Here is a 12,908-nt window from a genome sequence, read left to right as displayed (position 1 = left end):
CGGACAAGTGGTGTAAAAGTACCCGTAATATTCAATGTGGAAACAGAGCAGACCTATAAGACTGCTCCTACAGGTAAGCAGGATTGGGCAAGAACTGCAAGAAAACAGATGCCGCTTGTTCAGAATAAGAATGGTATCAGTTCTTTTATTTTTACCCAGTTTGAAGTGAGATCATCGACTCCGAACGACACAAAGCTAATCACACAGATCAATCGTTTCTGCGTATATGAAGCATTTAAGCGTTTAGGCTGGTTATATGTTCCGTATATGCCAGAAGACCCAGGTCCCCATCCGGATGTTAAAACCTCGATTGCAATTGTCCGGGCCAAATTATATGCGACCAACGATGATAAGAAAAAGTCGTTGTTCCAAGGCATGAAGGATATGCTTGAGTACATAGATGAAAAGACATCCGATAAGCAATTTTACTTTGGTACGGACGATTTCGATCATGTATGGGAAAAACTGATTGATCGTGCATTCGGTGAGTGGGACAAGGAGAAACACTTCCCAAGATCCAGATGGTTGCTTGACTACGGCAAGTACAAAGAAAAGCATCCACTTATGCCGGATACAATTATGATTTACAACGGTAAATACTACATTTTGGATGCCAAGTGCTATAAGTATGGCAGAACAGGAATACCAGATCACTTGCCGAATGGCTCGTCCATTAACAAGCAGATTACATATGGCGAGTACCTTGAGAAATACAAAGGCGTGGATACAGGTTCCTTGTTCAATGCTTTTATTATGCCGTATAACATGGCTGATAATCCGTTCAAACTGACGTCCTTCGTTGGAAACATTGGTGAAGCAATCGGTGATTGGCGATATAATCGGAAGTACTACGAACGCATTCAAGGCGTTGTAATGGATACGAGGTATTTGATGTATCATTATTCCGGTAAACCAATCAAAGAAAAAGTCGCGCTTGCTAAGTGTATCGAGACAGTACTAGAACGAGTTGCAATAACCACAACGGGTGAAGAACCTGCTACGTATCTGCCGGAGCCTGTTACCTATACACGACCAGAGCCGAAATTATCCAGGGTTGCCGAAACATCTATTCCTTACGGGACAGAAAATGAATAAGAAAGATCATTGACTATGATGCACTTTTGCATTATAGTCAGTGGTCTTTTTATTTGTTTTCTTCTTTTTCTCTTTTTCGTTTGCGGTATCTGTCCTGTGTCACTCGGTTACAGCATTCTTGGCTACAGAATCGGTTCCTTGTGGAAGTGGTTTTTACAAGGAAGTATCTACCGCATCGCGGATTATCACAAGGACGGTATAGTTCAAGGTCAGGCTTGAGATAGAAAATGGAAAAATATGCGGCACATAGTAAAGAATCCACTTTCCATGATGGAGTCATTGTTTTTGAATCATATACAGGATGGATACCGTCCAGATTGGCATTAATTTCCTCTCCAATAATGAACTTGGCAATTTTAATCAGGGCATCTTTCATTTCGGGCGTGAAGTTTGCCATATTGGGTTCTGCATAATATGAAAAGTCATTGCTGAAATTAAGCATTCCTACATCATGGAAGTAATGAAACAGAAATTCGGTAATCAGGCGGTTTGTTCCGCTATCATTCCCGTTCATATACATTAGGGTGATATTCTTAAAAATGTGATCATCGAAACCGGGAACAGAAGAGTATCCACCGATGATATCGTTGTATTCCGACACAATCAACTGTGAGTTACTATGGATAGAATCTATAACAGTAAAGATATTTCCGTTGAATTCCTGTTCGCGGTGTTCCTGTGACAGCTGTACAGGAGGATTCTTAAGGAGATCAATGTAGGAATGGTGGCAGCTATGGTATTTCTTTGACATAGAATCGGTTTTTAATGTCACGTCCGGTGCAAACAGTAGTGAAAGAGTTAACTTCAATATTTTCTGGTAATCTTTTCTTACCTCATTGGCGGCAGTCATCAGTTCAACAGTCATTCTGAGACGATCAATGATACCATATAAGGATGTTTCATCAAATGCTTCATAGGTTTCTGTGTTCACCGGAAACAGAAAGCCATTGTTTTTCAGGAAATTGGTGAGTTCCCACTGTGGCTTATTTGGCAAAGCAATCAGTGTTCCGAGAACATTGGCATCTTCAATTGTACCGTTGATGGCAATACGAACCAAGCCTTTCTTTGCGGCATATCCAAATAGCTTCTTTTCATTTGGGAGCGCTTGCAGTTTATAGCTGTGCACTGGTTCTTTGCCAGGAGTGATATGTTCGATATCTTCCACACAGTCACAGGAACAACTTTCATATCTAAATAAGATATTTTCAAAAAAATTCTCTATAATTTGGGGCATTCATGGCTCCTTTCTGCCAGCAAAAGTCATGAGAAATAGCATGGCTTGATTTTTTATCTTCAAAGCATAATAGTAAATCATATATATCATATCTATTTTACATAAAATACACTTAAATATCAACATATTTACCATTATCTTATATTAAAAGTTATGTTAAAACTTGATATCTTCAATTATTTATTCTACGGACATAAAATATTCGTGAGTTAAAACTCAAATATCTCAAAGCCTGAGATGCGCATTAGGGTGGCGAGATGCATAAGAAATTTGTCACAAAGAAAATTGTAAAAAATCCGAAGCACCTATCGCGCGGATCGCAAGAATTACCTCACTAACAGCGGGTACGCATACTACCGCTGGGATGAGGATTTAAAGAAAGAGACACAGGTGAATATCATCCTCGGAGATGCATTCCAAAAAGATGCCGGTACGACTGGAACGATTGACTATGAGATTCGGATTCTTCTCGACAACATCGACTATACAGAGGATGTGGTGCAAGAAGAGTATAAGCGCCATGCTGATAAGGTCTTCTCCGACGGACTTTTCCGCTTTGAATGTTCTGAAAAAAGCGGTGAGAAAGTGGAAAATCCATGGGATGAAATGGAGGATACCAAATCCGCCCCGTTTATTGTCCTGTCCCCGGAAGATGCACCGATGGACGAAAAGGTTTTGCCTGTTACAGAGTCTTTTAAAACGGTTTTTCAGCGATTTTTGTGAGGTTCTGGTGTTAATACTTGGCACAAGTGTAAGAAACATTGAAATTCATGAGGTACGGGAGGAACGAGTAAATGGTTGAGTTAAAAGATGGAACGTTAGAACTGACCAGAGGAACGGTTGTTTATGTCCGTAATGAAAATGCGAGCGGTCATGTTGTTAATGGGATACATCCGGCAGTTGTGATTCAGAACGATATAGGAAACAAATACAGTCCGACAGTCATCGTTGCTTTTCTCACATCAAAAGTGAAACGATTAGACATGAAGACACATGTTGTTCTTCAAAACTATGACAATCTTCGAGTTTCTGTTGTGAAGACAGAGCAGATGGCAACGATTGATAAGAGAGACATTTTATCTGTAGTGGAAAAACTTCGATTAGAAGACATGGCAAGGGTCGATGTAGCTGTGCGTGTATCACTTGGATTGGGGGTGAACTGATAATTCCTAATAAATTGCTTCCGATACCGATCATGGTCAAGTCGTACCAGCATCAGCAGCAGGCCTTTGATTTTGTTTGTATGAGGTTTGGGTTCTTCTCACTCGATTTTAGAAGCAACGGTGTGGCGCTGCGTATGGAAATGGGTACAGGCAAGAAACGGTACCTCAGGTATCTTTTGAAGGTTATAAGCTGAAGACAAAACGCAGTCAGCAGAGCAAGACCATGCCATAAATATCCTGAGTGACCATATAAAATTTGGCAAATGAAGTATTGGAAAGTATACTTGCAATATACTATGCATAGAATATACTTGTGCCTATTCTATTATTCATGCATAGCAAGTTGAAATCCTTCGATTTCTACTTGTTTTTTGGCATATTTTGTGGTAGAGTGTAGGCAGTGATCAGGTTCCAGATACTCGCGAGGACTGGGACCGGGGGAGGACCTGAGGGCCCTCCTTTTTTTGTACAGAAAGGAGGCGGATCAGTTGGCAAAGCCATTTCTTACATATGATGAGCAGATAGAAAAGCTTATCAATGAAAAGAAGCTTATAATAAATGATTCAGAGTCGGCGAAAGAAGTTCTTAAAAATATTGGATATTTTTCACTGATTGGAGGATACAAAACTCCGTTTATTGATCCGATGACACGCATTTATCAGAATGGTGCGTCTTTCAATGATATTTTAGCTTTGTATCATTTTGATTTATCTCTACGCGAACTTATATTTAAATATCTATGTGAAATTGAATGTCGAATGCGTCAACTGATATCTTATCATTTCTGTTCAGTTCATGGTGAACAACAATCGGAGTATCTTGATCCTCATAATTATAATCCCAGCCTGAAAAAAATGAATGATATCAATCGCCTTATAAATCTTCTTGATTATCAGGCAAATAAGAATCAGGATCATACATATGTGGTTCACCAACGTAAGGTGTATCACAATGTTCCGTTATGGGTGCTGATAAATACACTTACTTACGGACAAATTTCAAAACTGTATACATTGCTTCCATCTCAAATACAGAGCAGCATTAGCAAAAATTTTCCGCATGTAAAAGAAAAAACATTGGAACAATATTTAAAAATACTTACTCTGTTTAGAAATGTATGTGCTCACAATGAACGCTTATACTCTTTCCGAACACAAATAGATTTTCCGGACACCAAACTTCATGACAAACTTGGTATTCCGAAAAAAGGAATTCAGTATGTTTATGGAAAAAGAGATTTGTTTGGTGTGGTTATTGCTTTTCGTTATTTATTACCAAAAGAGAGCTTTCTTGATTTTAAGAGTTCGCTGATTAAGGTGTTACATACATATCATAGACAAAGTAGTCAACTAGCTGAAAAGGAGTTGCTTACAATAATGGGATTTCCTTTAAATTGGACATCAGTCACACGATATTTTTTATGAATTATTAGAACATAGCTTGTGCTGTAAAAATATCAAACTCTTGTTTGGCAGTAGTCGGTCACGGCCTATTAATTTCTATAGAGTCCTCATATGATATTTAGGAGATGTAAATGAATCAGGATCCTTTCAAAGAATATATAAGAGAATCAGAGCCGAATAAACGTGAAAAAGGCTATGCATGGCAGACAGCAATTGGGCTGCAGGCAGTAGATGGGCTGAAAACGTCAAAATATCTGATCGATACTGCGATTCGGAATATCGAAGGTGATATTTCAATTGATGAGGCAAATTCGCTTTTAAATAGCTACTATGAAGAAAACCCAAAACAGGATCCTGGAGACAGAACGGAGGAAGCGGATAAGGTTTCTGTCCGGATCGTAAAGGTCTTGTCAGAAACGGGTTTTAGTTTTACTCCAAATGAATATATCTCGATTCATAAAAAACTATTTACTGGAATCTACAGACACGCCGGAAAGATCAGGGATTATAACATCACAAAAAAAGAGTGGGTATTAGACGGAGAAACAGTTCTTTATGGAAATGCATCTGAACTCCGTGATACGTTGGAATATGACTTCTCCGAAGAAAGAACATTCAGCTATAAAGGTCTGTCGATCAATGAAATAATTCATCATCTGGCAGTGTTTGTCTCAAGGTTATGGCAAATCCATATTTTTGAGGAAGGAAATACCAGAACGACGGCAGTATTTTTTATCAAGTATTTAAGAACGCTGGGATTTGATGCCACCAATGATATATTTGCCGAGAATGCATGGTATTTTAGAAATGCATTGGTGCGGGCAAATTATAATAATTTTAAAATTGGGATTCATGAAACAACAGAGTATTTAGAGCTATTTCTGCGAAATCTGTTATTGAATGAAGAAAATGAACTGCATAATCGGGTCATGCATATCAGCGGAAAGTTTGTGTTTCCTCCAAAAGCGAACGATGAGAGTATAAAAGCGGACATTGAAATGCAAAAAGTGAACGATAAGAGTATAAAAGCGAACATTCGTAAACAGATTGGAAAAATAATTCCTGGATTATCAGATAAAACAGTGGACCATATTCTGCGTATATATGAAGCATACGGAACAGCAGAAGCGTTTGGAAGAAAAGATATAATGCTGTTGACAGGATTAAAAGCAACCAGAGCATCAGAAGTAATAAAGTTATTGATAAGCGCAGAGATCATTGAAACGGTCAAAGGGCATGGAAAAGGAAAATATTGTTTTATAAAAAAGTTAAGTGAAAAGCCAGATTATGAGGGAAGTGTGTAAAATGAAAAACGAACAGGAATACATCATTCTCCAGATTCAGGAGGATGACTATGGCTGTGAGGAACGCCCTGTAGGGGCAAAGAGAACAGTTTTCGTCCGGCTGAAAGATGCTAAGGAAAACGAGAGGATGATCCGTCAGGAAGATGACTGGCTTTATGAGCAGGGAATTGATGAAGGTGATCTGGTAGTATTAACGGAGAATCACCTGTATAAAAAATGGAAGAGAGGTAAATAAAGATGGAATTACAGACAGAACGCCTGATTTTAAGACCATGGAAGGAGAGCGATGCGGAGAGCTGCTACGAATATGCAAAAGACCCGCAGGTCGGTCCGGAAGCAGGATGGCCGATGCATATGAGTGTGGAGAACAGCAGAGAGATCATCCGGGAAGTTTTATCGGCGGATGGAACGTATGCGGTGGTTTTAAAGAGTACCGGAAAGCCGGTGGGCTGTGCAGGCCTTACAGTGGGCGAGGCATGCAATATGCCAGTACCAGAAGATGAAGGAGAGATCGGCTGCTGGCTGGGAACTCCGTACTGGGGGCAGGGAATCATCCCGGAGGCGGTAAAGGAGCTGATTCGGTACGGATTTGAAGAACTGGGGCTGAAACGAATCTGGTACGCATATTTTGACGGGAATGAAAAATCGAAGCGCGTGGCAGAAAAATGCGGCTTCCGGTATCATCATACGAACAGGGATCTGGAGTGGAAATTGTTAAATAAAACTGTGACAGAACATGTCTATGTGCTTGAAAAAAACCGCAGGAACGATGAAATCTAAAGAAGGCAAGAGCAGCATGGAGATAGATGTGCTGATCTGTAAAAGGAAAGGAATTTGCTGAAATGATAAAACTTATGGTCGCGTCCGACATCCACGGCTCCGCGTACTACTGCAAAAAGATGCTGGAGGCATTCGACCGGGAGCAGGCGGAACGTCTCCTGCTTCTGGGCGATATTTTATACCACGGACCGAGAAACGACCTCCCGAAAGAGTACGACCCAAAGGAAGTCATCAAAATGTTAAATGAGCGGAAAAACAGGATTTTCTGCGTTCGCGGAAACTGTGATACAGAGGTAGACCAGATGGTTCTGGAATTTCCGATCCTCGCGGATTACGCAGTGATCCCAACGGCGGACCGCCTGATCTACGCCACTCACGGTCATCATTTTAACTTAAACGCACTTCCGCCGATGCAGCCAGGGGACATTCTTCTTCATGGCCACACCCATATCCCGGCGTGGGAACCATTCGGCGATGGAAATCTGTACCTGAATCCGGGTTCTGTGTCGATTCCGAAGGAGGGAAGTGAGCATAGTTATATGATCCTGAAGGCCGGAGAAGCTGTCTGGAAAACTCTGGAGGGAGAGATATTCCACAGTATTAAGCTGTAAAATTTAATGGCAATTAAAAATGGATCATAACGGTGAGGTACTAAAAAATGTGAGCGAATTATGTAAACATATTTGCAAAACAACAGCGAATGCGGGCAGGTAAATGATAGATACTTCATGTTCCGGAAGTTAACTCCGTCACTATACATGTCATAAAAATGTATAGCAAACACACCCTGAAAACATAAATAACAAGGAATATTCGTGGCAAATAAAATATTGCTTGCGTGTCCGATAAAGTCAGAGTATAGTATTCATTGTGGGGATTTGTAAAAAAATTCAAACAAAAAACATTTGTAGACAAAAAAGGAGAGACACTATGGGTGAAACACAAGCAAAGAAGAAAAAAGCACCGTTGAGCATGTGGAAAGTTATCCTCATTGTTATCGCGGTAGTCTACGTGATGTCCTTCATCATTCCTTCCGGCGCCTATGAACGCGATGGAAAGATGGCAATTCCGGGTACATACCAGATTATCGATAAGATCTATCTGAATCCGGCACAGGTAATTCTGGCAGTCGGCGATCTTGTTTACAGTACGTTCGGCAAATTATTTGTAACGTTGATCATCATGGGTGGTATGATGGGAATCGTAAATTCCACAGGTGTTCTGGACCGGGCGCTCAGTAACCTGATCCATCGCTTAAAAGATAAAGCCCTGATCATCATTCCGATCTATATTTTTGCAACGGCGCTTTTAGGCTGTGTTGGATCCATGATTTCCACAGTTGTGCTCTTTATTCCGCTTGGAATCACGATCGCAAAGCAGTTAAAAGCAGACCGTATTTTTGCAGTCGGTCTTGTGATTCTTGGATCCTTTACCGGATTTATGACATCTCCGATCAACCCGTTAACAGGCCTTCTCGGACAGGAGATTGCGGGTCTGGCTCCGTACTCCGGTTCCGGTCTCCGAACAATTGTTACGATCTTGAATCTGACGGTGGTTTCTGCATATCTGATCTTCTGGGTAAAACGATGCCAGAAGAATCCGGAAATCTATGCGAAAAACTTTGGCGGAGAAAACACGGTAGAAGAGGGAGATGTTCCGGGCGCAGGTGAGTACCGTCCCATGACTGTCCGTGAGATCGCGATCCTCGTGATCTTTTTCGGAGCATTCATTTTCTTCGCGGCAGGCGGACCGACTCTCGGACTTGGCATGACACAGTTAGGCTCCATCATGCTGCCGGTTGCCTTCATCGAAGGTTTCCTTGCGCATTACGATATTGATGAGACCATGAGACGCTTCGTAAAAGGAACACAGGATATGTGCGGCGTTATGGTATTTATGGTCCTTGCCAGCGTTATGAGCGTTATTCTCAATAATTCCGGTATCCTTGACACGATCGTCTATTATATTTCAGTTCCGTTAAACCATATGAGCAGTGCTTTCGCAGCGATCGGAATGTTCATTGCGAATGGTCTGATCAACTTTGTGATCAACTCCGGTTCCGGACAGACAGCTGTTATGATGCCGATCATGGCCCCGCTTTCCGACGTTGTAGGTGTTACCCGTCAGATGGCAGTTTTAACTTTACAGTACGGTGATGGCTTCACAAACCTCTTCGCTCCGACCAGCGTAAACTTAATGGCATGCCTTGCGATGGCAAAGGTAGATTTAAAACAGTGGTATAAATTCCTGATACCGTGTTACGGTATGCTGTTTGTGATCATGATCGCATCGATCTTTGTAGGTACAGCGATCGGCTTCTAAAGGAGGAAATCAGATGGACACAGGGGAACTTATCAGAAGCTTAACAGATGAACTGGAACAGCATACGATTGAGATCAGGCATGAGATCCATGCAAATCCGGAACTCTCGTTTCACGAATTTGCGACAAGCAGGATCGTATGCCGGGAACTGGACCGTATTGGCGTTCCTTATGAGGAAAGTCCATGTAAACCGGGCATTATCGCAACCATCGACAGTGGAAAGCCGGGTAAATTCCTGATGCTGCGGGCCGATATGGATGCACTGCCAATTCAGGAAAAGACTGGACTTCCCTTCGAATCAAAGGTACCGGGAGTGATGCATGCCTGCGGCCATGATATCCACACCTCCAATCTTCTGACAGTAGCAGAGATCTTAAACCGGACAAAGGATCAGTGGAAAGGAAAGGTGAAGCTGGTATTCCAGCCGGCGGAAGAAAATGGCGGCGGCGGAAGAGAGATGATCAAAGCCGGACTCATGGATGAGATTCCGGATGCGTGCTTTGCGCTTCATGTGGAAAATGGGGTCCCGGGAAAGATAGTCGTTGGAAGCCGTTATCTGACTGCATATTCCGACAGCTATAAGATCACAGTCCATGGAAAAGCCGCTCATTCCTCCACCCCGGAAGAGGGTGTGGATGCTGTATACATTGCCGCGTCCATTGTCACAGCGCTCCATGGAATCATTTCCAGAAATCTTTCTCCGATGGATCGGGCGACCTTAAATGTGGGAATGATCCACGGTGGAACAGCGCCGAACATCATTGCGGATGAAGTGACGCTGGGCGTCATGCTGAGAAATCTCTCAAAGGAGTCCAGAGAAGCGATGATGAAAAAAATTGAGACGATCTCCAATGGAATCGCCGAGTCTATGGGGGGAAGCTGTGATCTGGCATTCCGTGCCGGTTACGCGGCAGTCTACAACGATGAGAAGTTCTCTGATTTTGTAGCGGCCACCTTCCGCAAATATGAGGACATTATCCATGTGGATCTCGGGGACGGAAAACCGGAAGATTGGCTGATTACCGGAGAACATCCGCTTTTAGGTGCTGAGGATTTTGGATTCTATTCCCAGAAAGCTCCGTCCTGCATGATATGGGTCGGTGTCGGTGGAAATTCTCCAAAACACAGTCCGGGATTCTGTATCGACGAGCGCTATATCAAGCTCTGTACAAGAGCAATGGCGATGACAGCGTTGGAGTATCTGACAAAAGAATAGGCGATATATGAGGCAGGAGTAGGATTATGAGGATTCTACTCCTGTTTTTCTTATATTTTTCCGAAAGCGGTTACTGTTCATGCTTTACGCAAACAGTAACCGAAAGCGGCCAGCGTCATTCTTTATTTTAAATTGCTCCCTTGCATTATAATTACCAGGATGTTAAAATATCTCCCATAACAATCGAAGAGGCATCCGGTGCTGCTGCCGCTGTGAAAAAGTTCATGAGAACAGGCGGACAGCAGGTAAAAGGGAAACAGGTGGAAGACCTGTACGATCTCGTCACTGTGAGCAGGGAATACAAGACCATGCGCGAAAGCGCGGTCACTGAGGAAGAAGGACAGTTGGATAAACTGTCGTGAAAGCTTTGGGAAGGCGGTTTTGTGTGATGATCTGTAAGTCAGGAAACCTGCCGGACTGCTGGTACAGGAAGAAAATTTCCAGGTCACGAGGCATTGATCGTACCGTTTATATGTCGGCTGATTCCAACGGACATCTTTTTCTGATGCATATGCATTTCGGTATTTGAAAATTCTCAGATGGAACATCTCCATACCAACTCCGAAGTTATAAATAAAATACAGCTATCCATCAGCCCTGTACAGTTACCGGGTCCGTTACAGATAAGGATAGGCCGGGAGGCAAAACAATTCAATATTTACACAACCTGGAGGAGAACATGAAGAAGAAACATGCAAGTCTGCTCTTAGCGGCAGCAATGGCGGCATCCGTAATCTCAGGATGCGGAAACAGCGCGAACAACAGTGCGGCAGAGACAGAAAAGACAGAGACAATTGCAGCGGCAGCGACAAGTGCAGCGGAGGAAACAACAGCAGCCGAGGCAGCGGAAGACACAGAGAAAAACGAGACAGATGAGGTCGTTATTGCGACTCCGCGTGACGCTGTACAGGGAAGCGGAGACGCTTACTACTGTTGGGAAGGCGCTTATGTATGGGAAGCGCTCACGGCAAACAACGGCGGCGTGATCGATCCGTGGCTCGCAAAATCCTGGGAGCACAACGATGACTGTACTGAGTGGACATTCAACCTGCGGGATGACGCGTATTTTACAGACGGTGTCCAGTTTGATGCTGATGTATGCTTAAAGAATATCGAGCGTTGGGGTCATGGAATTACCTCCACATATACGACACTCAGTATCGAGAAATCTCTCCCGAACCTCGATAAGATGGAAAAAGTCGATGATTTCACCGTAAAATTCACCTTCACACAGCCGATCACAACGCTTGAGTATGTCCTTTCCGACTATGGCAGCCCGATGTACAGCCCGAACTGCTTCGACGAGGAGACAGGCGTGATCTCCGACTACGCGATCGGTACAGGCCCGTACAAGATCGTTGACCATGTAGAGTCCGAGTATGTGACACTTGAAAGAAACGACAATTACTACGGTGAAAACGGCAAGGTAAAGACCTTCAAGATCCGCTGCATCCCGGATGCAGAGACACGTGTATCCGCATTAAAATCCGGTGAAGTTATGGGACTTGCGGACAACGGCGCGATCACCATGGACGCTGCAAAGAACCTCTGCGACACAGACTCCAGCTTCGAGATGGACAGCACTCCGAGCCATATGACCGAGTATATCATGTTCAACGATAAAAATGAGTACCTTGCGGACAAGCGGATGAGAGAGGCATTCAACCTCGCAACAGACCGCGACAGCATCTGCAGCGTGATCTATGGCGGACTTTTACAGCCGGCATACTCCTTCTTGAGCACCCAGTCTACATTCCATCTGGATATTCAGGGAACTTATGACATGGAGCAGGCAAAAGCCCTCGCAAAAGAGGTTCTCGGCGACAAAACTGTGGACATGACCATGATCATCCGTTCCAGCACTGCATCTGACTACAACTGCAAGGCGGTTGCAGAGTATTTAAAGCAGGTTTACGCTGAACTCGGCGTCAACATCAACATCGAGATCGTAGATTCCTCCCTCTATAAAGAGAGACAGCAGGAAGGCACCTACGACATGACACTCACCGTATTCGGAATCAACAACGCAGATCCGACTTCCACATTTAAGCAGTACTTCGCAAGCGAAGGAAACAGCAACAAGACATTAAATTACAACTATTATAACGAGAAGATCGATGAGCTCGTTGCAAAAGCTCCGACGATCGCTGACGTAGAAGAGCGCAGCAAGATCTATGATGAGATCCAGCAGGAACTCTTCGATGACAGCGCATGCGTTCCGATCTGCTACCAGATCAACGTTAACATCCATAACAAAGCGATCACACACTACGCAGGAAAGACCTTCGGTGTCGGCCTTCCGACAATTTCCTGGGTAAAATAATATCTGAGAGCGATCCGGCGGGTCAGATATCCGCCGGTCAGGCAGATAAGACATGAATTTGGCAGGAC

12 protein-coding genes and 1 riboswitch are annotated in these 12,908 nt (G+C 43.3%); of the genes, 11 read left to right on the top strand and 1 reads right to left on the bottom strand.

Features of this window, described 5'->3' with window-relative positions:
• Positions 1-1,095: LlaJI family restriction endonuclease (locus tag DXA87_RS13300; protein WP_117504833.1), on the top strand; the 1,095-nt coding region annotated here is incomplete at its 5' end.
• Positions 1,096-1,144: 49 nt separating this feature from the next.
• Here the strand turns inward: DXA87_RS13300 and DXA87_RS13295 are convergent.
• On the bottom strand, positions 1,145-2,329 hold the full coding sequence (locus DXA87_RS13295; protein ID WP_117504829.1) for a CGNR zinc finger domain-containing protein: 1,185 nt from the start codon (positions 2,327-2,329) through the stop codon (positions 1,145-1,147).
• Positions 2,330-2,719: 390 nt separating this feature from the next.
• Between DXA87_RS13295 and DXA87_RS13290 the strand changes: the two genes are divergently transcribed.
• The 10 genes from DXA87_RS13290 (at position 2,720) to DXA87_RS13245 (ending at position 12,840) form a co-directional block, all read left to right on the top strand.
• On the top strand, positions 2,720-3,052 hold the full coding sequence (locus DXA87_RS13290) for a hypothetical protein (protein WP_117504827.1): 333 nt from the start codon (positions 2,720-2,722) through the stop codon (positions 3,050-3,052).
• Positions 3,053-3,123: 71 nt separating this feature from the next.
• Positions 3,124-3,492, top strand: a complete 369-nt coding sequence (locus tag DXA87_RS13285) for a type II toxin-antitoxin system PemK/MazF family toxin (RefSeq protein WP_117504825.1) — start codon at positions 3,124-3,126, stop codon at positions 3,490-3,492.
• 488 nt (positions 3,493-3,980) lie between these two features.
• Entirely contained in the window at positions 3,981-4,916 is a 936-nt protein-coding gene (locus DXA87_RS13280; protein ID WP_117504823.1) for an Abi family protein, read from the top strand.
• 110 nt (positions 4,917-5,026) lie between these two features.
• On the top strand, positions 5,027-6,199 hold the full coding sequence (locus DXA87_RS13275) for a Fic family protein (RefSeq protein WP_117504821.1): 1,173 nt from the start codon (positions 5,027-5,029) through the stop codon (positions 6,197-6,199).
• 1 nt (position 6,200) lies between these two features.
• The gene (locus DXA87_RS13270) at positions 6,201-6,434 is read left to right on the top strand and encodes a hypothetical protein (protein WP_117504819.1); all 234 of its coding nucleotides are present in this window, start codon (positions 6,201-6,203) and stop codon (positions 6,432-6,434) included.
• A 2-nt stretch (positions 6,435-6,436) separates the two neighbouring features.
• Positions 6,437-6,979 carry a GNAT family N-acetyltransferase gene (locus DXA87_RS13265; RefSeq protein ID WP_117504818.1) on the top strand — a complete coding sequence of 181 codons (543 nt, stop codon included), beginning with the start codon at positions 6,437-6,439 and terminating at the stop codon, positions 6,977-6,979.
• Between the two features lie 65 nt (positions 6,980-7,044).
• The gene (yfcE, locus tag DXA87_RS13260) at positions 7,045-7,590 is read left to right on the top strand and encodes a phosphodiesterase (protein WP_117504831.1); all 546 of its coding nucleotides are present in this window, start codon (positions 7,045-7,047) and stop codon (positions 7,588-7,590) included.
• 319 nt (positions 7,591-7,909) lie between these two features.
• Entirely contained in the window at positions 7,910-9,301 is a 1,392-nt protein-coding gene (locus DXA87_RS13255) for a Na+/H+ antiporter NhaC family protein (RefSeq protein ID WP_117504816.1), read from the top strand.
• Positions 9,302-9,314: 13 nt separating this feature from the next.
• Entirely contained in the window at positions 9,315-10,517 is a 1,203-nt protein-coding gene (locus DXA87_RS13250) for a M20 family metallopeptidase (protein WP_117504814.1), read from the top strand.
• Positions 10,518-10,696: 179 nt separating this feature from the next.
• Positions 10,697-10,949, top strand: a riboswitch (cobalamin riboswitch).
• A 247-nt stretch (positions 10,950-11,196) separates the two neighbouring features.
• Positions 11,197-12,840 (top strand): ABC transporter substrate-binding protein, encoded by a 1,644-nt coding sequence (locus tag DXA87_RS13245; protein ID WP_117504812.1) that lies wholly within the window; start codon positions 11,197-11,199, stop codon positions 12,838-12,840.
• Positions 12,841-12,908: the final 68 nt, after the last annotated feature.

This window comes from Desulfotomaculum sp. OF05-3, from assembly GCF_003435535.1.
Lineage (GTDB): Bacteria > Bacillota > Clostridia > Lachnospirales > Lachnospiraceae > Pilosibacter > Pilosibacter fragilis.
The sequence above is the reverse complement of the archived record's forward strand: the minus strand, read 5'-3'. Positions and strand labels throughout refer to the sequence as shown.

What these genes read in the sequence shown, in the direction of transcription:
- DXA87_RS13270 (WP_117504819.1), top strand. Translation starts at nt 6,201, where the DNA reads ATGAAAAACGAACAGGAATACATCATTCTCCAGATTCAGGAGGATGAC.
- DXA87_RS13285 (WP_117504825.1), top strand. Translation starts at nt 3,124, where the DNA reads ATGGTTGAGTTAAAAGATGGAACGTTAGAACTGACCAGAGGAACGGTT.
- DXA87_RS13295 (WP_117504829.1), bottom strand. Translation starts at nt 2,329, where the DNA reads ATGCCCCAAATTATAGAGAATTTTTTTGAAAATATCTTATTTAGATAT.
- DXA87_RS13250 (WP_117504814.1), top strand. Translation starts at nt 9,315, where the DNA reads ATGGACACAGGGGAACTTATCAGAAGCTTAACAGATGAACTGGAACAG.
- DXA87_RS13245 (WP_117504812.1), top strand. Translation starts at nt 11,197, where the DNA reads ATGAAGAAGAAACATGCAAGTCTGCTCTTAGCGGCAGCAATGGCGGCA.
- DXA87_RS13265 (WP_117504818.1), top strand. Translation starts at nt 6,437, where the DNA reads ATGGAATTACAGACAGAACGCCTGATTTTAAGACCATGGAAGGAGAGC.
- DXA87_RS13275 (WP_117504821.1), top strand. Translation starts at nt 5,027, where the DNA reads ATGAATCAGGATCCTTTCAAAGAATATATAAGAGAATCAGAGCCGAAT.
- DXA87_RS13255 (WP_117504816.1), top strand. Translation starts at nt 7,910, where the DNA reads ATGGGTGAAACACAAGCAAAGAAGAAAAAAGCACCGTTGAGCATGTGG.